At 39.0% G+C, this 21,698-nt stretch carries 19 protein-coding genes; 7 read left to right on the forward strand and 12 right to left on the reverse strand.

The features are described from left to right. Nucleotides 1-90: 90 nt before the first annotated feature. The 7 genes from IPZ59_RS03575 to IPZ59_RS03605 all read right to left on the reverse strand — a co-directional run bounded on the left by IPZ59_RS03575 (nucleotide 91) and on the right by IPZ59_RS03605 (nucleotide 7,589). On the reverse strand, nucleotides 91-1,365 hold the full coding sequence (locus IPZ59_RS03575) for a hypothetical protein (RefSeq protein WP_236138513.1): 1,275 nt from the start codon (nucleotides 1,363-1,365) through the stop codon (nucleotides 91-93). A gap of 603 nt (nucleotides 1,366-1,968) precedes the next feature. Then, nucleotides 1,969-2,628 carry a hypothetical protein gene (locus IPZ59_RS03580; protein ID WP_236138514.1) on the reverse strand — a complete coding sequence of 220 codons (660 nt, stop codon included), beginning with the start codon at nucleotides 2,626-2,628 and terminating at the stop codon, nucleotides 1,969-1,971. A gap of 112 nt (nucleotides 2,629-2,740) precedes the next feature. Then, nucleotides 2,741-3,661 (reverse strand): hypothetical protein, encoded by a 921-nt coding sequence (locus IPZ59_RS03585; RefSeq protein WP_236138515.1) that lies wholly within the window; start codon nucleotides 3,659-3,661, stop codon nucleotides 2,741-2,743. 25 nt (nucleotides 3,662-3,686) lie between these two features. Continuing rightward, a complete protein-coding gene (locus IPZ59_RS03590) occupies nucleotides 3,687-4,712 on the reverse strand; it encodes a hypothetical protein (protein WP_236138516.1) in 1,026 nt (341 codons plus the stop codon). A 130-nt stretch (nucleotides 4,713-4,842) separates the two neighbouring features. Further along, nucleotides 4,843-5,262, reverse strand: coding sequence for a hypothetical protein (locus IPZ59_RS03595; protein WP_236138517.1), 420 nt, complete (start codon nucleotides 5,260-5,262; stop codon nucleotides 4,843-4,845). 220 nt (nucleotides 5,263-5,482) lie between these two features. Further along, entirely contained in the window at nucleotides 5,483-6,475 is a 993-nt protein-coding gene (locus IPZ59_RS03600; RefSeq protein ID WP_236138518.1) for a hypothetical protein, read from the reverse strand. Nucleotides 6,476-6,671: 196 nt separating this feature from the next. Beyond that, nucleotides 6,672-7,589, reverse strand: coding sequence for a LuxR C-terminal-related transcriptional regulator (locus IPZ59_RS03605; RefSeq protein ID WP_236138519.1), 918 nt, complete (start codon nucleotides 7,587-7,589; stop codon nucleotides 6,672-6,674). 311 nt (nucleotides 7,590-7,900) lie between these two features. Here IPZ59_RS03605 and recG point away from each other — a divergent pair, with 311 nt between their 5' ends. After that, the gene (gene recG, locus IPZ59_RS03610; RefSeq protein WP_236139764.1) at nucleotides 7,901-9,994 is read left to right on the forward strand and encodes an ATP-dependent DNA helicase RecG; all 2,094 of its coding nucleotides are present in this window, start codon (nucleotides 7,901-7,903) and stop codon (nucleotides 9,992-9,994) included. A gap of 219 nt (nucleotides 9,995-10,213) precedes the next feature. Beyond that, nucleotides 10,214-11,137: a sterol desaturase family protein gene (locus IPZ59_RS03615; RefSeq protein WP_236138520.1), complete on the forward strand. Its 924-nt coding sequence runs from the start codon at nucleotides 10,214-10,216 to the stop codon at nucleotides 11,135-11,137. A 2-nt stretch (nucleotides 11,138-11,139) separates the two neighbouring features. Here IPZ59_RS03615 and mtgA read toward each other — a convergent pair whose 3' ends face one another. Next, entirely contained in the window at nucleotides 11,140-11,835 is a 696-nt protein-coding gene (mtgA, locus tag IPZ59_RS03620; RefSeq protein ID WP_236138521.1) for a monofunctional biosynthetic peptidoglycan transglycosylase, read from the reverse strand. Then, entirely contained in the window at nucleotides 11,835-12,656 is an 822-nt protein-coding gene (locus tag IPZ59_RS03625) for a class I SAM-dependent methyltransferase (protein WP_236138522.1), read from the reverse strand. The genes mtgA and IPZ59_RS03625 overlap by 1 nt, the downstream gene beginning before the upstream one ends. A 97-nt stretch (nucleotides 12,657-12,753) precedes the next feature. Here IPZ59_RS03625 and IPZ59_RS03630 point away from each other — a divergent pair, with 97 nt between their 5' ends. Genes IPZ59_RS03630 through IPZ59_RS03640 form a run of 3 tightly spaced genes read left to right on the forward strand, consistent with a single transcriptional unit; the run spans nucleotide 12,754 to nucleotide 14,275 of the window. Continuing rightward, nucleotides 12,754-13,221 carry a MaoC family dehydratase gene (locus IPZ59_RS03630; RefSeq protein WP_236138523.1) on the forward strand — a complete coding sequence of 156 codons (468 nt, stop codon included), beginning with the start codon at nucleotides 12,754-12,756 and terminating at the stop codon, nucleotides 13,219-13,221. A 2-nt stretch (nucleotides 13,222-13,223) separates the two neighbouring features. Beyond that, nucleotides 13,224-13,691 carry a nucleoside triphosphate pyrophosphohydrolase family protein gene (locus IPZ59_RS03635; protein ID WP_236138524.1) on the forward strand — a complete coding sequence of 156 codons (468 nt, stop codon included), beginning with the start codon at nucleotides 13,224-13,226 and terminating at the stop codon, nucleotides 13,689-13,691. Beyond that, nucleotides 13,688-14,275, forward strand: a complete 588-nt coding sequence (locus IPZ59_RS03640; RefSeq protein ID WP_236138525.1) for a DJ-1/PfpI family protein — start codon at nucleotides 13,688-13,690, stop codon at nucleotides 14,273-14,275. The genes IPZ59_RS03635 and IPZ59_RS03640 overlap by 4 nt, the downstream gene beginning before the upstream one ends. 16 nt (nucleotides 14,276-14,291) lie before the next feature. On the opposite strand, the gene IPZ59_RS03645 is transcribed toward IPZ59_RS03640, so the two are convergent. The 3 genes from IPZ59_RS03645 to IPZ59_RS03655 are packed head-to-tail and all read right to left on the reverse strand — an operon-like array spanning nucleotide 14,292 to nucleotide 17,844. Continuing rightward, the gene (locus tag IPZ59_RS03645; RefSeq protein WP_236138526.1) at nucleotides 14,292-15,446 is read right to left on the reverse strand and encodes a lycopene cyclase family protein; all 1,155 of its coding nucleotides are present in this window, start codon (nucleotides 15,444-15,446) and stop codon (nucleotides 14,292-14,294) included. An 8-nt stretch (nucleotides 15,447-15,454) separates the two neighbouring features. Next, a complete protein-coding gene (locus IPZ59_RS03650; RefSeq protein ID WP_236138527.1) occupies nucleotides 15,455-16,150 on the reverse strand; it encodes a response regulator transcription factor in 696 nt (231 codons plus the stop codon). Then, on the reverse strand, nucleotides 16,147-17,844 hold the full coding sequence (locus tag IPZ59_RS03655) for a sensor histidine kinase (RefSeq protein WP_236138528.1): 1,698 nt from the start codon (nucleotides 17,842-17,844) through the stop codon (nucleotides 16,147-16,149). The genes IPZ59_RS03650 and IPZ59_RS03655 overlap by 4 nt, the downstream gene beginning before the upstream one ends. Before the next feature lie 154 nt (nucleotides 17,845-17,998). Here IPZ59_RS03655 and lysA point away from each other — a divergent pair, with 154 nt between their 5' ends. Together lysA and IPZ59_RS03665 are read left to right on the forward strand one after the other, a co-directional pair. Then, nucleotides 17,999-19,231, forward strand: coding sequence for a diaminopimelate decarboxylase (gene lysA / locus IPZ59_RS03660; protein ID WP_236138529.1), 1,233 nt, complete (start codon nucleotides 17,999-18,001; stop codon nucleotides 19,229-19,231). Nucleotides 19,232-19,840: 609 nt separating this feature from the next. Beyond that, the gene (locus IPZ59_RS03665; RefSeq protein ID WP_236138530.1) at nucleotides 19,841-21,697 is read left to right on the forward strand and encodes a T9SS type B sorting domain-containing protein; all 1,857 of its coding nucleotides are present in this window, start codon (nucleotides 19,841-19,843) and stop codon (nucleotides 21,695-21,697) included. The last annotated feature ends 1 nt before the right edge of the window (nucleotide 21,698 follow it).

Genomic DNA, 21,698 nt, shown 5'->3' on the forward strand with positions numbered 1-21,698 from the left:
GTTTAATTAAATTTCACAAGGCAATTTACAAGCTATGTAAATAATCTCCCCGAAAAGTTCAGGGAGATTATTTTTTATTCAAAAACTAAATTACCTTAAAGGGAAAGCACTTTGTGTAATAGTAGCAGAATTGCCATTACCAACCATGTTCAATGTAGCAGAATTACCATTCCCAAACTGATTGATAATACCAACATTGTTATTGCCTTGGATCAAGAAACCTTCAGCAGCAAAATTGGAAGCTCCTGCATTGACAATGTTAGCATCGCCGTACTGATTGATTGTAAGTGAATTATTATCACCACCCATAGCTCCGCTAATGGTATTTCTATCACCATTTTGAGAAGCCATAAACTCGGAATTATTAGCTGTTAAGCTGTTCAATCCCGGACCGGTTCCTCTTGAATTCACATAGATAAAGTTTCTATCACCAACCTGAGAAGCCATATACGTATTGCTGCTACCAGTAATTTCAATTCTTTGGTTATTCAAATTACCGTTTTGAATTTGAGTAACTTCATTGAAGCTTCCTGCTACCCACTGACTTGCCCTGTTATCGGAACCAGTTTGACTAATTGAACCAAAGTTTTCATCTCCTTGCTGACGGATTGCAGCGGAGTTATCTCTGTCGAATTGATTGATAAGAGCTACGTTTTCATCTCCAATCTGAATAGTTTCACCCAAAATAGTATTTCTTGTAGAGTTGATGGTAGACCTGTTTAGATTACCCACCTGCTCCTGAATAAATGTACCTCCTATAGAACCAGCACCTTGAGCTCTATTGATGGAAGCATAATTGTAATCACCAGTTTGAAGCTGTCTTACAAAACCTCCATCAGCATAATACTGAGAGCTACCAGTTGGATTCAAAAGAGCTGTATTGTCGTTCCCAACCTGAGTTTGGGTAATTTCAGTGATATTAAACCCTCTTAATCTCCTAGCATCAGCGGTATTTCTATCACCAATTTGAGTTTGGTAAACTCTGATATTGGTAGGCTGAGTCCAATGAGCAGTAGTGGCACGGTTATCATTTCCAATTTGTATCTGCTCGATAATTGACCCACCAGCAAATACTTGAGATCCCTGACCTGCAGATGCAAAATTTCTATCACCCTCTTGATACTGTAGTCCCTGTACATTCTGACGGCCTAAGAATGAAGCCGTGTTGTTTGCGCCAATCTGAGTTACCTCTACCTCAGAACCACTACCACCAGTAATTGCCACTGAACTGCTGTTTTGACTACCTGTTTGTACAACAGTCGCCTGATGGTTATTTCCCTCTTGACTTACGTTTGCATCATTGCTTTGAGCAATTGCAACGGAGCCGCTAAACAATAGAGCGGCGAATAGATTTAATTTTTTCATAAGAATGAATTAAGTTGATCGTTAATTTTTTTCAAATATAATAAAATGTATTTGAAATCAATAAAAATGTATTATAAAATATTTTTATAGATATTATAATGAAATTTAATGTAAAATTTCAATTACTTTTTAAGCAGTAAACTATTGTTTACGTAATTTTTTAAATCATTTTTTTGTTATTATTCCAAAGATTATTCTGATGTAGGATGGATTCCATAATCCTAAAAAAGTATTCTGATTGTCTGCCATTATAACAGAGTTAAAATAAATCATATGCTATTACGGATAAGGGACCACAGATAACAGACACCAGAAAATATCATGAATATATTCATTTGCTTAGTGGCTGAAGTGATAGTAGATAATCATAAAAAGTCTTTTGGTGATCCCCAATTATACACGTGCAAGAATATTGCTACTATTATCATGCGGATAATCTTCCACGGTGGGAATTCATCCGACCGTAGCCAAAAAACAGCTTCATATGGTATACTCATTGATAACTGATGGGAAAGCGGACATACAAAAAACATTGTTCAAAAAAACTTACCCAAGCGTTTCTTACAAAAGAGTGAAATCAAATTGCGACCTTACCTATTCAATTTAACGATTTCCAATTGGAAAGGTGGAAAATGTCGAAACATTGACCTGCATACCCACACCACCAATTCCAGGGGTTTGAGTTATTTCAATGGGAGTAGAAACTGTACTAATGTCTCCACGAAAAGATTGCCCATCGCCAAATTGGTTGAGGATAAATTGATCTCCGAACGTACTGTTAGTACCGCTAAATATAATATCTATTAAATTATTGGACCCCACTTGATTGAGCGCAACATTAAAAATTGCATTGCTAAAATTTTCAATATTGGTGTTGACGACATTTCCATTACCAGTCTGTTGGATGGTTTGGGTAATATTTTGACCAGATGATGAAATATTAGCAACATTACCAATGCCAATCTGAAGTAAGGACGAACTTAAATAGGTACCTACTTGCTGAATAAATCCTATATTTAGCTCATTGGATTGTAAGATAACTGCTGTATTAGAACCGTTACCCGTATTTTGTTGAAGAATCTCCGATTTATTTGAGTTTCCTAGCTGCTGAATAACCGCAACATTTTTTTGAGAGCTGAACTCAATCGATAAAATTTCCGCATTAATTAAATCTAAATTATTACTTATAGCCATACCAGATTGAGCAATTGAACCTCCAACTGCGATAAACCAGAATAATATTACACTTATGATTTTTTTCATGGTCTTTGCTATACTATGTAAAAATAAGAAAAAATTAAAAGAAAGATATGATTTAACTACATAGAAAAAACGCTCCATGACTTCAAATAGAAACATGGAGAGTTTTAATATATTATCGCTGGATTACAGTAGCAGTGTTATTGTTTCCTATTTGAGTGAAGGAAGCAATATTTAGATCACTAGTTTGTGAAACAATCGCTGTATTTCCATTGCCAGATTGCAATACATCTAAGAGATTATTGTTACCAAGTTGCAATGCAGGATCCCCCACATTTACACCTCTTATCAGATTATTTTCACCATCTTGAACCAATATTGCATCGTTACCATCACCAGTTTGAACCAAACTTGCAAGATTTCCAACACCTGATTGCTCCAAAGAAGCAAATGAATTAAGACTTCCTTGCTGATTAATATTGGCAAAATTCATGTTTCCACTTTGATCAATCAGTGCGAAATTGTCTCTACTAGACAACTGATTTACAGAGGCTTGATTGGAATTTCCTACTTGATCGATGATAATTTCATTCGGTTGATTAGATTGTCTTCCCGAAGCAACATTGTCATTACCTTCTTGGTAAATGCTTCCAAAGTTTCCTCCATTAAAAGTCTCAAAAGAGGCATTGTTTCTTTCACCAATCTGCTCAATCAAATGAATACTGACCGCTGTTCCAGATGGGAATCCCTGACGTTGTCTAATTACTGCGTTATTTTCATTCCCAGATTGGTCAATGGAAGCTAGGGCATTATTAGACTGAATATTTCCCCCACCAAAATCGCCTTGTTGGATAGTACCAGTATTCAAGTTTCCTGCTTGTCTAAGTGCCGCAGCAAAATTATCATTACCAGTTTGATCTACAGTTCCTCTATTAGCATTACCATCTTGACTGGTGATAGCCACGTTACGAAGACCTGTTTGAGTAGTAGTACCAACGTTGTTATTTCCTGTTTGGGTAACAACTGCCTCGTTTTCTTGTGCCATGACGAAAGTCGCACAGAAAGCCATGGAGAAAATTAAAATACTTTTTTTCATTTTTAAGAATTTAAGCAAATACTATTTAACGTTGAATAATAGAAGCTACGTTGCTCATACCGGACTGATTCATCGTAGCTATGTTGCCATTTCCAGTTTGCAAAATAGTACCGATGTTTAAATCTCCTAATTGAGTAAGTGTGGCAGTGTTACCAATTCCATCTTGATTGACAGTTGCTGTATTAGTGTACCCCTCTTGGCTAATAGTAGCACTATTACTCTCTCCAAACTGAGACAATCTAGCAGTATTAAAATCACCTAATTGAGTGATGGACGCAGATTGATCGTCTCCACTAAAGGTAGCATTACCCCTTGGGCCTTGATCTATTCTAGCGCTGTTTTCATTACCTTCTTGTGAAATAGAAGCCAGGTTTGTCAAACCACCTGCTTGACTTTGTGAATTGATAGATGCACTATTGTAATTTCCATCTTGTAAAATAGAAGCATCAGTTCTTCCCATCAGATAAACCCCTGCGCTATTATTATCACCCAATTGTGTTACGCTAAGGAAACTTTTGTCACCATCAAAACTAGTTCCATTTTGCATGTAAGCTCTTTGATTTCTATTCCCAATAACTCCGTTAGAGTTAACAGTACTCAAAAGGTTATTATCACCTATTTGTTGGATACCAGCGGATGTCCCACCTCCTCCTGCATCATTTGGTCCAGCTTGGGTTAAACCAGCGTAGTTATTATCACCCAACTGTTGGATAGTAGCTGAGGCAGCTCTTTGTTCTTGTCTGATGACAGCATTATTACCCGCTCCATCTTGGGAAATACTTGCAAAATGTCCTGCACCATTTCTGAAGCCATTACCAAGTACTTGTTCAATTCTAGCAGAATTGCTTCCAACCTGCACAATACTAGAAACATTAGATGGATTAACTACAGCATTAGATCCAGTTGTTTGAATTGTAACAGCAGTGTTCTCACCCGTTTGATCGGTAGATGACTGATTATTGTTACCCGTTTGGGTAGTTGTTGCTGTATTTTGCGCAAAAGCAAAAGTTCCAGCAAAAAGCATTGCGAATAATAAACTCGACTTTTTCATACGTTTGTGTGTAAAATTGAAATAAGAATTTTGTTTGTTTAAAAGAATACATACTATTTTGCCTACTGCAAAAAAACCTAAGGAGCCAGAGGCGACTCCAAACGCGACTCATAAAAAGAAGGTTAACTTCTTATTTTGGGTTTATTGAACCAGACCGAATGACAACCTTGTTATTATTTCCTGTCTGCTTGATTTCTACTTTTTTGGGACTTTGTGAGGAACTAATGGATTGAATATCAACAGAGTTCTGCTCACCCTGTTGTTCAATTTTTCCCTTGGTCCAATCACTTTTAATTACTTCATTGGTAGTCCCTTTGAATTGAAGGTTATCAATTTGTATACTATTACCTTCACCTGTAGAGCGAATGCGTAACGAATCATTTGTATGGTGCATAATCAACTGCTGATGTGCTTGTACAATGCTGTCCCTTTTGGCATATATCTTCGCTTTTCTTTCTTCTATCCTACGTTGTACATCATCCTGAGCAAACGCATGATGACCTACACTTGACAAAATCATAAGGGAAAATAGGAGAAGGATAATTTTCATTTCAATTTAATTTATTTGCATTTCAAACTTACATTTTTGCTTTTTATGCCGAAATACGTAATTTCCATGCCATTGAAAAAACTATGAGTGTTTTCACTCATACAAATAGATAATTCTGATTTTTATTAATATTTTTAATCCACTTGGCTACAAAACTGGACCGTTTGTTAAAAAAAATTCCGAGCGACAACTCGGAATTTTTTTTGATATATTTCGCACATCATCTTTGAATCACGTTGGCATAATTCATATTACCAGTTTGAGTGATCGTGGTTCTGTGCCCGTCTCCTCTTTGTATTAACCTAGCTTCATTATCATTTCCAAACTGCAAGATTGTTGCAGAATTACCATTTCCAATCACGTCAATGTCTACGAAATTAAAGTCACCGTTCTGTCTAACGAAATGATTGTTGAAATCTCCCTGCTGACTCAAGCCAACAAGGTTACTATTACCTGTTTGATCTATGCCGTAATTTTCACCAGCATTACCCCAGTAAGGAATAGCTCCTGTATTGTTGGAATTCCCGAATTGTTCCACAAATACTGAATTTACGCTACCTCCCCTCTGTCTCGTAGTGGCAATATTTCCATCACCTACTTGGTCGATAATTGCTAATTGATTACCTGCGTTTTGTCCAGAAAACGCGTAATTAGAATTTCCTTCTTGAACATGAAAAGCTTGATTCCCACTCTGAGCTTGTTGTACTAAGGACCAATTGTTGTCACCCAATTGACTTTGCTCACTGTAATTGCCTCCATTGAATTGATTCAAAGTTGCAGTATTTCCATTGCCTTCTTGAATTTGAAATGCAACATTCGGTGCCGCAGGGTTTCCCCAAGGGTTTCTTTGTGTAATGGTAGCCGTATTGCCATCACCGACTTGCTCTTGAGAAGCGAAGCTATCGCCTTGTTCCCTCTGTTCAATAGTAGCTACATTACCTTGACCACTTTGCAATTGAATCGCTAGGTTATCAAATGTTAATGCGTTGGTCGTATTCTCACCAACTTGTACAATAGAAGCTGTATTGGAACCTGACTGATCTTGATTGGCGGCATTACTACTTCCGACCTGCTCAACAGAAGCAGCATTTGACCCGGTCTGCTCTGTGGTGGAAGAATTTTGATTTCCAGTCTGACTTACCGTTGCAGTATTCTGCGCAAAAGCAAAAGAACCTGCAAAAAGCATTGCGAAAATTAAGATAGGTTTTTTCATTTGATGTTGAATTTGGTAACTAACTTATGCTGATGATATCTTTAAAATACATTTTTATGCATTTCAAAATTACTTTTTTGCATTCAGTCAAAAAATGGGTATTTACCGATATCCAATAAATCATATGAGTAAAATCACTCAATACACACAGCCAAAGTCTTAATTTTGAATTAATTAGTGATCTTTACTTTCTATATCAACCTAAATTAAGCCTAGCAATTGCTTCAACGATATTGGTGGCGTCGAGCTTTTTCATAATATTCGCACGATGACGCTCCACTGTTCGATTAGAAATCTCTAGCTCCTTGGCAATGACTTTAATCGGCACCCCTAGTTTGGATAGATTCAGTACTTCCAACTCACGCTGGGTAAGTAAAGTGCTATTTTTTGAGGGCATTGCAGACGAATGAGTACTATCGGTTGTTTCTTCAAATTTTACACTAATTGTGTATGATGCATTTGCCTTATCTTTTAACCTTAGGAAAATAAGGTTCAAACTCGCACTGGAATCAGAATTTTTAAACGCTGCTTTCACAGAAAATTCTGACAGCAGATTGGAACTAAATCGAAGATACGTTTCGTGAAAGTTCCCACTTTTAAGAGATAGAATATGTGTCAATAAATAGTCTAATGATTTATTTATTAAGGAATCATCTAGTGGTGGAAATAAAGATCTATTGCCAACAATTTTCTTAATGCGGTCACTTTTTATGCGAAAAACAACACTTGAAGTGAGATTTAATAATTGATCTGCATCGGGATGGTTCAAAATATTGTATCCAAATCGCTTACCAACACAATTTTTAAGTTTATTGTATAGGGAGTTTTGATCAAAGGGAGCAAAAAACACATTGTCTGCCCCCGACTCCAGCAAAATCTTGACCTCGGTTAATTCTTGGTCTAAGCCCACTATAGGAAAGAAAAATGAGGAATTATAGGTATAGAAATCCTTAAACTTACTGTAAAATCCAATTACTTTAGAAATATCTCTTCTGACATCTACAAAATGTAAAATTGGATTGACGGACCTTTTGATCTCCTCAATAGCCTCCTCTTCCGAACAATCTAAAAATTCAGAAATCTGAACTGCCACGCAACTTTTTAATAAATTCATCAGTTCAATCTTTAAAGTTTCGTCTGATGATGTGATTATAACATTAAAATAAACTCCCATACAACACAAATTATCTGAGCAATTATACTCCAACTACTTTTTTTTGTTTCACAAATACATTTTTTTGTATGTTAAATATTTGTTAAGGCCCTAATCTTTTTATAAATGGTTATTTTTTTGTTTGAACGCATATTCTTTACCAAACGCTTCACTTAATTAATTTAACAGCTTCCAAAATCTTTTTTTAAAGCATAGATGTTTTATTACTTTGCTGTATGTATGTTTAATCTCATTCATTAGTCAAAACCACAATAGTGTCATTTTTCGATACCAAAATAGAGTACCTCAGGGGCGTTGGTCCCCAAAAAGCTGCCTTATTGAATAAGGAGTTGAATCTTTTTACCTATGGAGATCTATTGCAGCATTATCCTTTTCGGTATGAGGACCGAACACAATTCTACAAAATCAAGGATATCCACGAAGACCTAGAAAATGTACAGGTTATTGCGCAAATCAGACATGTGGAGACATTGGGGGACGGACGAAAAAAAAGACTCGTGGCCTATGTTTATGATGATACAGGCGAATTAGAATTGACCTGGTTTAAGGGGATTCAATGGGTAGTGAAAAAGTTGGTTAAAGGGATTCCGTTGGTCTTTTTTGGTAAACCAAACCGTTATGGCCGAAAAATCAGCATTGCTCATCCTGAAATCGAACCTTTGAGTCAATCAGCAGAGGATAAAAGTTTTTTCCAACCAGTATACTCAACCACTGAAAAACTGAAGGCTAAATTTTTGGATTCAAAAAACATATCCAAAATCATGGAGGGGCTGATAGCACTTGCCTACCCGCAGATTCATGAAACACTGCCAGCACATATTCTAGACCGATTCAGCTTGATACCTAAGCATGAAGCAATCAAGCAGATCCATTTTCCTACAAGCGTAGATCTCTTAAAAAAGGCACGCTTTCGACTGAAATTTGAGGAATTCTTTTTTATCCAATTGCGCTTGCTACACTTGAAATTATCCCGGACGGAAAAGTCTCAAGGGCAAGTACTGAATCAAACAGAATTACTCACCAAGTTCTACAAAGCGCATTTACCCTTTGAATTGACAGAGGCCCAAAAACGAGTAGTGAGGGAATCCTATGCCGACATGAAATCGGGGAAGCAAATGAACCGGTTGATTCAAGGAGATGTGGGATCTGGTAAAACCATGGTGGCATTTATTTGTATACTGATAGCGATTAGTTCAGGAGCACAAGCCTGCCTCATGGCGCCTACAGAAATATTGGCCAATCAACATTATGAAGGACTTAAGGAATATGCAGACCTGATGGGATTAAATATCGCTTTGCTTACTGGTTCTACAAAAAAATCTGCAAGAAAAGTCATCCACGAAATGTTACTCTCAGGAGATTTACATATCATCATTGGAACCCATGCGCTCTTGGAGGACATTGTACAGTTTAACAACCTAGGCTTGGCAATTGTGGACGAGCAGCACCGCTTTGGTGTAGCTCAGCGAGCCAAATTATGGGCTAAAAATGAACGCTTTATTCCCCATGTACTGGTCATGACGGCAACACCGATTCCACGAACGCTAGCCATGACTTTATATGGGGACCTAGACATTTCTGTCATCGATGAGCTGCCAGCTGGAAGAAAACCCATCCAAACCGTGCATCGCTATGACAAGGATCGATTAAAAGTATTTGGTTTTATCCGCAAACAAATCTTAGAGGGACGTCAAATTTACATTGTTTATCCATTGATAGAGGAATCCGAAACCTTGGATTTAAAAAATCTGATGGATGGATATGAAAGTATTTGCCGGGCCTTTCCGGAATTTCCTATATCCATCGTACACGGAGGCATGAAAGCGGCCGACAAGGACTTTGAAATGCAGCGCTTCATTAAGAAAGAAACAAAAATCATGGTTGCAACCACGGTGATCGAGGTGGGAGTAAATGTTCCCAATGCATCGGTAATGGTCATTGAAAATGCCGAGCGCTTTGGGCTTTCCCAGTTACATCAACTCAGAGGAAGAGTCGGCCGAGGTGCAGATCAATCCTATTGTATTTTGATGAGCAAGTATGAACTTAGCAAGGATAGTCGGATACGATTGGAAACTATGGTCAGAACCAATGATGGATTTGAAATCGCAGATGTAGATCTAAAACTCCGTGGACCTGGAGACTTGATGGGAACGCAACAGAGTGGGGTTGCAGATTTGCTAATTGCTGACCTCAGCAAGGACGCCCCCATATTGACAATGGCAAGAGATGCTGCCAGCATACTAATTACCGAAGATCCAAATTTAACTCAACCGCAGCATGGGATGGTACTCCGACAAGTCCGTGCTCAGAAAAAGCATGCGGTCAATTGGAGCCGCATAAGCTAATCTTTTCTTCAGCTACACAAAGCTCTCTCACTATATTTCCGCACCAAGAAAGTGGTTATTTTCCAAGCAATTGCAACGCTTTCTGAAATATTTCCAATATACTTTCACCAAATGAACCGTTGATAAACTTTACAAGGTGCATCCATCATAAAACATTTGCTTATTGGTCTAATTATGAATAATTTATAGAATATTCACAGTCACCTGTACTTTAAGTTTATGTCCAAAGAAAAACTCACAGTTGAGCAAATTTTAAGTTTAGATCTTCCAAATATCATCTTGTACGCTGCACCCATCTTGATTGGCCTCGTTGCATTAGAATGGTTCTTGTCCTACAAACAGAAAAAAGACTATTACGACAGTAAAGATACCATCGCTGCAACTTTTATTGGTTTGGTCAATGTAGGCATGAGTGCTGGAATCAAAGTTTTAACCTTTGGGATTATCTTGTTTTTTTACAATTTGGTCCCTTGGGCGATTCCACATACCTGGTGGGCCTATGTACTTTGTTTCATTTGGATAGATTTTTGGAGATATTGGGCGCACAGAATAGCACACGAGAATCGATTTTGGTGGGCCACCCATGTCACCCATCACAATTCAGAGAAATACAACTGGTCTGTTGCGTTTCGACTCAGTTGGACTCAGCATATCAAAATAGTGTTTTTCATACCTGTAGTCTTGGTCGGCTTTGACCCCATCATTTTCTTTATCTGTCATCAAATAGCAGTATTGTATCAATTTTGGATACACACGGAATACATCCAAAAATTGCCAGCAGTCATCGAATATGTATTTACTACTCCTTCTCATCATCGGGTCCATCATGGGAGTAATAAAAAGTATTTGGACAAGAATTATGGATCCACATTTATCATTTGGGACCGAATGTTTGGAACGTTTATACCTGAAGCGGAAAGACCTACTTATGGTTTGACTACCAACGTCCATTCTTATAATCCAATTACCTTAAATTTTCATGAATGGAGCGATATCATCAAAGATGTAAGAAATGCCAAATCATTCAAAGAGGCATATACCTTGGTCATGGCAAAACCCAGTGAATTGGCATCTATAAAAGAGCGATTCGATAAGATCAATAAGTTGGCAACGAAAAGTTTTAAAAAAGCAAAAGCTATCTAAAACTAACTCCCCATTCCTACAGGATTTAGATTATTCATTTGCCTCATAATCCACTCTTTTCTTCCTATGATATAAGGGGTAGGTCTAGCAGGGGTCCAACGACGGGGATTGGGTAACACCGCTGCTATCAGGGCTGCTTCACTTTTACTCAGCTTTTCTGCGGGCTTTTTGAAATTTGCCTGAGCTGCTGCTTCAATGCCATAGATCCCCTCGCCCATTTCAATGACATTGAGATACACTTCCATGATCCTTTCTTTGCCCCATATCAGTTCAATCAAAAAGGTAAAGTAAGCCTCCAACCCTTTTCTAACCAATGTTCGGCCAGGCCATAAAAACACATTCTTAGCTGTTTGCTGGGAAATGGTACTTGCTCCCTTGAGTCTTTTTCCTTTTTTATTATTCTCCCAAGCCTTTTCCATCGCCTCAAAATCAAATCCATTATGATCTAAAAATTTTTGGTCCTCGGCGGCCACTACAGCCTGAGGGGCATGCTTGGTTATTTTTTTTAACGAGACCCAGTCCTTGTAAAGCCTCATTTCTTTTTGAGGATCTTTTGCCTGCTCAACCAATCGGATCAGCATGAGGGGTGTAATTGGAACCATCACAAATTTATAAACGATGACCAAGCCAATGGTTACTCCGAAAAACCATAGGAGGGATTTCAACAGAAAGCGGAAAATGCGTTGCAAGATTTTCATTAGCAGATAGCAGAAGCTTGGATAAAACTATAATAAAAAATAGAATCTTCCATAGACTTCAATACATCCAGCCCTTCTTGCATAGCCAACACTTCTTCTGGCTTTAGTAATCCTTCAGAAATCAAAAGGGGAGCGCCACTGCTCATCAAATTTTTCCAATAGTCAAATACACGGTCTTTTTGAACTCGATCACGTTGATCTAAATGAAAGCCATCTGCTCGTAGAGAAATCTTTTGATATCCTGCTTGATCCAATAGATTGCCTATCTGTGCCCCAATATCCGGGTTACCACCTAACGATCGCTGAAATTCATTATATACCTGCCAATAGTGCATCACCGCCGGAATTACTGGATAAATGTAAAAGCTCGCATTGAATACTTCCGTAATTGAAACCGGTGCGCCAGACTTTAGAAATGGCTTCATGCTTTTCAATACTTGAAGGGGATTACCCACATGCTCCAATACCCAACAGACAAAAGCCCCATCGTACTGCTTTGGGAGGTCCAACTGATGAGCATCTTGCTGAATAAAATTTACCTGATCACTCGAATACCCCAAGCGATGCATATTTTCTATGGCCTTTTGAATCTGCTTGGCCTCATATTCCACACCGGTAATCTGCAAATGAGGAAACCTCCGCAGGAGTACCTCAGTTTGGGCGCCTACTCCACTGCCTATTTCAAGGAGATGCGTAACAGAGTTAAAATCTAAGGCATCGTAAATAGGTTTTTCTATCACAAGAGCTTGCTCTCGGAGCCTTTCTTGCTCTACTTCCTGATAACCATGAATGTAGCGTTTTTCTAAAGCTTGTTGTTCCATACAACGAATGTTTATACAAAGAAAGCGACTTTCTAGGATGGATTTAAAATTTTAGATTTTTTTCTACCTTTAAGCCTTCATCAAATAAAATGTACCTATGAGTCAGCTCATCATTGGCAGCTTTGAAGATTTTGAAAAATATATCGGCCAAGATCTTGGAGTATCGGAATACCACAGCATTAGCCAAAGCCAAATCAACCTTTTTGCAGATGCAACATTGGATCACCAGTGGATTCATACGGATCCGGAGCGAGCAAAAAAAGAAGGAAGTTTTGGAAATACCATTGCTCATGGTTATTTGACACTCGCCTTAGTACCCTACCTGTGGGAACAAATTGTTCAAGTTGAAAATCTGAAAATGATGGTCAATTATGGCATTGAAAATCTACGATTTGCACAAGCCGTATTGGTAAATAATAGAGTGAGGTTACATGCCAATCTCAAAAATGTGAGCAACCTCCGCGGCACAATCAAGGCTGAGGTCAATGTTAAATTAGAAATCGAGGATCAAAAGAAGCCTGCTTTCACGGGCACCTTGGTCTTTTTATATCATTTTAATGCATAAAAATGGAAGATCCTAAAAGTTTGACCTCCGTCGCAGCATTCCACCAAACCTTCAAACACCCCATTCTTTCCAGCCCACAGGTTCCCGATGAAAAACGGGCAGCACTCCGAGTTTCTTTATTAGCAGAGGAACTGAAAGAACTGGAAGAAGGCATACAGAATAAAGACATCGTTGAGATTGCGGATGCGCTGTGTGATTTGCAATATGTACTTTCCGGCGCCATCCTTGAATTTGGATTAGCAGATAAATTCAAAGCACTTTTCGATGAAGTGCAACGCTCCAATATGAGTAAAGCCTGTACCTCACTTGAAGAAGCAGAGGCCACAGTCACTCATTATCAAAACCAAGGCACGGCCTGTTTCTATGAAAAAGAAGGTGACTTATTCTTAGTGTATCGAACCGAAGATAGAAAAACCTTAAAATCGGTTCAGTACTCTCCAGCTGACTTAGCAAAGATTATCCATTCATGAGTAGACGCCTACAGCTCGGAATATTGGCTTTCCAAGAGATGGAAGTATTGGATTTTGCAGGTCCATTTGAAGTATTTTCCGTTGCCAACCAACTTGCTGACTATGCCATTTTGGATATTCAAGTGATTGGACTAGACTCTTCTGTTGTTATTGCAAAAAATGGATTGAAGATCATCCCAGATTGCAGCATCGAAGTGGTATCACGCTTAGATATCTTAATTATTCCGGGTGGTGATGGAAGCAAAGAATTGCTGAGGCATACCCGTGGAATGGATTGGATCTACAAGATTTCGAACATTTCTGGAATAGTCGCAACTGTTTGTTCTGGAGCCCGTATCCTCGCCCAATTAGGCTATCTAAAAGAGAAAACGTTCACCACCCATAAAGAAGTATTTGAAGATGTCTTGGCAATTGAACCCAGTGCTATACCTGTGAGAGATGTGCGCTACATTGACCATGGGAAAATCATGACCGCTGCAGGGGTGGCAGCGGGAATTGATCTTTCCTTGCACATCGTCGAAAAGCTATTTGGAACAGCCTCCAGAGAAACAACTGCTCGGTATATGGAATATCCTTTCCACTAGAAGAATCAGAGCTTGTTTATTGAAACAGTACCTTCATGCCTGATGTAATAAATGGGGCTTGAGGTACTGCATTTCGGATGCTAAACTCCTCCCAAAACCCACTTTCATTCGCTAAAAATGCTAAAATCCGCTCAGGATCTACCTTGCTGAACAGGTGTGAAAAAATTTGTTCTCCTGTCAAACTTTTACTCATCAAAACATCCAAAAGGGTCATATCGTACCATAAAAACATTTTTTCTCTCCAAGTAGGCTCCACCAGGGGAGAGTCTCCAGCTTCCAACCGTTGCGCAATTTTTGCTACTTGCTTTTGTACAAATTGGAAGGTGTACCCTGTGCTTGGTTTCGTATGGCCTCCTGCGGTACCGATGTTGATGATGCGTTGCTGCGGACCTATACTGGCTTGAAACTTTGCTTTGGACATGGGGATGATCCCGAATTCCTGATGCGTTATTTCGTAATGATGAATATGCAGGTTTTTTTCTATGTAATTTTCTAGGGCCTGCACATACTCTTCTTTTTCCAAGACTCTAGGTGAAAATAAAGTGTACTCCACCAAAGCCTCTGTCGGGCTTGTCGGTAACATGTACATAAAAGTTGCTCCATGCTGCTGGGAGAGTGTAAAATCCATAAGGGTCGCTACTCCACTTGTAAAGACCGGGGTATCGGTTTTGATAAACCAGCCCATAAAATGCTGCAACAAGGTATTCCCCTCATCCATTTTTGGATTGAAAATAGCTGTAGAATTAAATACATAGTCTGCCAAATACCGCTCCTGTGTGGTCTGAACGCTCGCCCCAGCCTGTTCTTCCTGAATGGATTGAATTTCATCATGTATGAAAACAACCTGCGGATGCTGCTCTGCCAAGTCTAGCACTTGACTATAAAAATCACCAGACTGTATCATTTTATAGCGATACTCTTTCATCTGAAACTCCTTGGTAACCTTAGGAGAGAAAAACTGCAAGGTGTCCCAGGCGTGGCACACCAAGGATTCGAAAGGTCCCGGTTCTTTTTCCCAAAAACACCAGGTCCTATCATTGAGATTTTTTTTGGCACTGTCAATGACGAGGATTTTTTTCTGGCTCAAGGACTTATTGGAAAGTAATTGGTGCAATAAGCTCAACCCTGCCAATCCAGAACCAGCGATGATAAAATCGTATTTCAGTGCCATTCAATAAATTAATTATCGGTTACTACCATTTTGAAGCCTTCGCCGTGGATCGTGATAATCTGTACTTTCGGATCCTCTTTCAAGATTTTCCTGATTTTGCTTAGATATACATCCATACTGCGAGCATTGAAATAAGAGTCATCACCCCAAATTTGTTTCAAGGCATGGCTTCTATTTACAATTTTATTCATTTCTGAAGCTAATAGACGTATCAATTCATTTTCCTTAGACGTGAGTTTGTGCCTCCCACTAGGGCTGTTGATATATTGTTCGTCATAGTGCAATTCAAAATCTCCAAACTGATATACCTTCAGAACTTCAGAATCTTCGGACTTTTTGGTTCTTCGTAAAATCGCAGCTATCCGTAGCAAGAGCTCTTCCATGCTGAAAGGCTTGGTGATGTAATCGTCAGCACCGATTTTCAATCCTTCAATGATATCTTCTTTCAGGTTTTTAGCGGTCAAGTAAATAATGGGTAAATCCGGCTGTACGATTTTGATCTCTTTCCCAAGCGTAAATCCATCCTTTTTAGGCATCATGATATCTAATATGGCCAAATCAAACTTATCTTTCTTGAATTTTGACCATCCTTCATCACCATCTCTGCATAGGGTGGTTTCGTACCCTTTCATGGTAAGGTATTCCTGTAAAATGTCTCCCAAATTTGGGTCATCTTCTACTACTAAGAGTCTCGATTTGCTCATGGCTGTTTTGGTAGTTTTATGGTAAATGTACTTCCTTTTCCTAATTCACTGCTGACGGTTACCAGACCTTGATGTGCTTCCACCATCGTTTTTACATAGGCAAGACCCAGGCCAAATCCCTTCACATCGTGAATATTTCCTGTAGGAACCCTGTAAAATTTTTCAAATATTTTTTTAGCAGAATCTTTGGACATGCCTAACCCGTTATCCTTTACACTTACACAGAGGTATTGACCATCCTCCCACAATCTTATTTCGATCGTAGGTTTGCTAGGTGTATATTTTAAAGCATTGTCCAGCAAGTTATTGATGATGTGAGCAATATGAAAAGCATCTCCTTGCAATTGGGTATGTTCAACTTCTGCAACCAAACTGATTTCCCCTCCTTTTTTCTCTACTTGCAAAGCAAATTGAGCAGTAATTTTTTCAACTATTTCACGGAGTTCGATCTGCTCCAACTTCAATTTAAGATCTTGCTTATCTAAGGTCGCCGCCTGCAATACTTTCTCTACCTGCGTTCCTAAGCGCTTATTTTCATCCTTGATGATATTTAGATACCGCTTTCTAAATGTCTCCTCCTGAGCAAAGGCTGGGTCTTGCAAAGCCTCCACAGCCAAACTCACCGTAGCAATAGGCGTCTTAAACTCATGAGTCATATTATTGATAAAGTCATTTTTGATTTCTGACAGCTTTTTCTGCAAAATAATGACCCGAATAGCATATACAAAACAGAAGATCACGATAGTCAAAAAGCTTAACGAGCTGATCAATGGAACCCATATTTGGCGTAAAATGTAATTTCGTTTATTTGGAAAATTCACAACCAAAAAATTATCTTTTCCTAAAATATCACTTGGAAAAAGCTTTGCCTGAATTCCCTTTGATACCAAAGAAGAAGAATCAAGAATATCTGTCAGTGGGATCATCACCTTGGCATCTTCAATAATTGCAAGTTCAAAGGGCTGTCCTATACCCCGCTCCTTCAATTGATTCCTGAACAATTCCCGTACTTGTACGGTATCAAGCCTGCTCAAGATATTTTGCTGGCCTTCCAATAATTCTGCCCAAGCCTGGTTCATAGCCTCTATCTTCATATTGGCTCGCCGGATTTTTTCCAAGGCATCGGCAATATTGTACTCCGTCACAATCTCTTGACCCCTCCTTTGCGAAAACGTTGACTCTGTTTGATCCAAATATTGCAATTGCCGCTCTTTTTCCTGTAAAAGAATTTCCATTTCATCAGGAGTAAATAAAGAAGAGGCAATTTCAGGTGTTAAATACAAAAAAAATTGCTCCAAATCACTGCGAACATTAATCTCTACACCGCTGGACTGAATGATTCTCCTGAATCGCTGACTCACATTGGGAATCGTCAACTGCATCATGGAGTCCCGCACCGACGGTCTTCTGCGCTGTAGGGACCGCGTACTAACTTGAATATCGATGGGCTCGATTTTTTGAAATAAAAATTCCTGTAAATTGGGGTCTTTCGCAAGGTAACTTAAAAAGATTTCGCTAGTCTCTCCTTTTTCCAGTTGACTAATCGTACTAAAAAGAGATTGGTAAATGTTTTGCTCGAAGCGTTCCTCATTGATTTTGAAAGCATTCTTAACCCAATAGTACTGAAAGCCGATCAGTCCAATACTGGCCAGTGTCATCAATACAATGATTACATTCATTTGGAACTTTGACATAGAACAAATTTAAAGGGATTCATGTTGGGATTACTCAACTTAACAAAATTTAACCCACCAACGAGCAGTTTGAACCCTGCGAACCATCAATTTACATCCCTCATCCAATAAATTCAGAGGATAACTGTATCTTTGAGCATCAATTTACAAGAGTATGCAAATCAACGAAAACTTCTACCATATTCAGGGTATACCATTGACTTCTTTAGTTGAGCAATATGGCTCCCCCTTATATGTATACGATGCCGACAAAATCCTTCATCAAGTAGGTTTGTTAAAACAAGCTTTTTCAACAGTAGATTTAAAAATCAAATACGCCACCAAAGCCCTGTCCAATATCAATATTCTTAAATTATTGAGAAAAGCAGGAACAGGTGCGGATGCTGTTTCCATAGAAGAGGTATTGCTATGCTTGCATGCGGGTTTTGAACCCAAGGATATCATGTATACGCCCAACAGTGTGGGCTTTGCTGAAATCCAGCAAGCTGTCGATTTGGGAGTCATGATCAACATTGATAGCATCCCCATGTTGGAACACTTTGGGACATTTTATGGCAACCAAGTCCCTGTCTGCATTCGATTAAATCCACACATCCTCGCTGGAGGAAATGCAAAGATTTCTGTCGGTCATATCGATAGTAAATTTGGTATTTCGATCTTACAGCTAAAGCATATTCTAAAAGTAGTAGAGGCCTATGACCTAAATATCACAGGACTACATGTGCATACTGGTTCGGATATCCTGGATGCTGACGTTTTTCTGAAAGGTGCAGAGATTCTATTTGATGCAGCGCGTGAATTTCGTGACCTGCAATTTTTGGATTTCGGGGGAGGCTTTAAAGTCGCTTACAAGCCAGGGGATATCGCAACAGACATTTTAGATGTTGGTGCAAAAGTATCCAAGGCTTTTCAGGAGTTTTGCGAAGAATATGGAAGACCATTGGAAATTTGGTTTGAGCCTGGAAAGTTTTTGGTGAGCGAGTCAGGTGTTTTGCTTACAAAAGTGAATTTGATCAAATCTACTCCTGCATCTACATTCATTGGGGTGGATACCGGCTTAAATCATTTGATTCGCCCAATGATGTATGATGCCTATCATCATGTAGTCAATATCTCTAAATTAGATGGACCTGAGCGCGTGTATACCATTGTAGGATATATCTGCGAAACGGATACCATTGCTGCTGATAGGAAACTCAAGGAGGTGCAGGAAGGAGATATCATAGCCATCAAAAATGCTGGAGCCTATGGTTTTTCCATGGCATCCAATTACAATTCCCGATTAAAGCCAGCTGAAATATTGATTTTGGATGGAAAGGCCCATGTTATCCGGGAACGAGAGAGCTTTGAAGATATTTTAAGACATCAGATTGATATAACATTATAAGTAACCAAACCCGGGATATCCCGGGTTTAGTTTTTTAGAACCTTTTTTTAAACCACTTTTATCTTCTTCTAGCAATCTTTCAGACAACTTACGTTCAAGCGTTGGCCCATGTGTTTTATTCGGCAACTTTGTAGAACATTTGATACCTACTTGGTTGCCTCCACATACCTGTGCATTTTTTACGATTATCCAACTATCACATTCTCGGGCATATATGGAGCCGGTAAGTCCATTTGTGAGAATTTTTTTGAAGACTCAAAAAAATATTTCTAAATCAAAAAAAATTTTTTCCTAGCTGAATTGATCAAAGCCTGTATTACATATACAGAAAAAAGTACCCTCAAAACAAGATTTTGAAACCTATAACAATTCAAAGAAAAACAGTACAATTTAGCGATGATCGCCTTCTAAATGTTTTTCGTGAAACGTTTGTTTTTCATAATATTATTTGCTAAAATATAGATGAAGACAAGTTTTTAGCAATATCATTTTGATAGTTATAAAAAACAAAAAATAATATTCTAAATCTCAATCTTCAAAAATCCGATTTTGAAATACAAAATTGGTACTAGCAAAAGGGACTAAATCGGGCAAGAGCCCACCAAAGAAATGAAAGCGATCATCACACAAGTTTCTCTTATTATGGGGTTGGTTACCGCCCTAATGGTAGGGAATTGTGTATTTGCACAGCAACTCAACTTCAGCAACAATCCACTCAAGGAATTTGCAACCACCCAGAGGGTAGAGAGTCAACCCACAACTCCTGAAATCCAAGTAACCGTTTCTGGTAAACTAGCCCTTTGTTCTCATCAGGAGAGGGGCCACATACTTTTAGACATCGTCGGGGGAACTGCTCCCTACCGCTTTTTATGGAACAATAATGAAACAGTTCAAAATCGCTACAACCTCTTTGCAGGAACCTACACGGTAACAGTAACAGATAGTCAAAATATTTCAGTAACTCAGAGAATCATTGTTCAGCCTCCTTTCCCATTTATAGTTGACCTAGTAGAAAAAGTAGATGCTACCTGCGCCACTGGAAATGTTGGTTCTGCCAAGGTCCATGTACGCTTTGGAAGAGGAGAGCCATACAAAGTAAAATGGAGTCATGGCTTGGAAGGCAGTATGGAAGCCAACAATCTCCGTCCAGGATCTTATCATGTGACTATTTCAGACCTTTATAATTGTGAAATGACCGTTTCTTTCGCAATTCAGGGAGATCCTGAAGGTATGAAAATCACTGAAAAATTGGAGCAACCTTCTTGCGATAATGGGCAAAAAGGTGCTATCAGCCTAGAGGTTAGTGGTGGTAAAGCTCCCTACAGCTTCTTGTGGTCTAATGGCAGCACTGCTCGGGAATTGAAAAACTTAGATCAAGGAACTTATGTAGTGCTTGTAAAAGACGCCAATGGCTGTACATATCAGCAAGAATTTGCTATCGAAGCTGGAGAGGCATTAGAGATAGAAGCGCTCAAAGTTATTGACAACTTTTGTGCAGCTGGGCAAGATGGAGAAATTGAAGTATCCATCTCCGGAGGAAAAGCACCCTATCAGATCCGTTGGAACAATGGTCAGCAGACTGCCGCTATCAAAAATCTGAGTGCAGGAGTATTCACCATTGAGGCCATTGATGCAGAGGGTTGCAAAGTGAGTAAATCATTTGAAATCAAGGCGCCAGAATTGCTTCAGGCCAAACTCGAGTCTTCCGTTGAAATGAACTGCGAAACAGGAAGAGCACTAGGCTATGCTTGGGTAGAAATCGCAGGAGGTATCGCACCTTACAACATTCAATGGAGTAATGGAAACTCCAATACCAGAGAAATTACTTTTACTCAATCTGAGGATTTAACTGTACAGATTACCGATGTCAATGGATGTACAGTCCAAGCAAAGATTAAAGTGGACTTACCCTATTATGGGGAACTCGGAAGATTAGACTTCGAATACCGAAAACTAGAAATCAGTTCCGAGGATGAAGTCTTCATTGCTGAACCCCTGCAATTCATCAGCTTTATTTCTCCGGACTTTATCGCTTGGGAATGGGAATTTGGTGATGGTACTACTAGCACCGAAAAAGATCCCATCCATATCTACAAGCAAGCTGGAGTTTACAGCGTCACTCTCAGAGCATTTGATATGTATGGATGTTCTGCAACTCAAATACATGAGGTATTGGTACTCAAAGCCAATGAGTGGGTAACAATCCCAAGTGCTTTCACACCTAATGGTGATGGATTAAACGATTTTTTTAAGCCTGTTGCAAATGGCATCAGCAAATTTGAAATGAGCATATTTAACAACTGGGGAGAGGAGTTATTCAGAACTTCCGCTATCGAGTCCGCCGGTTGGGACGGTACCCATAGAGGTCGATTGTTGCCAAGAGGCAATTACATGTACAGGATTTCGATGATTACCTTGACAGGAGAAGTCATCCAAAAATCAGGTTCTATCACATTAATCAGATAAG

It is taken from the genome of Mongoliitalea daihaiensis, from assembly GCF_021596945.1.
Taxonomy (GTDB): Bacteria; Bacteroidota; Bacteroidia; order Cytophagales; family Cyclobacteriaceae; genus Mongoliitalea; species Mongoliitalea daihaiensis.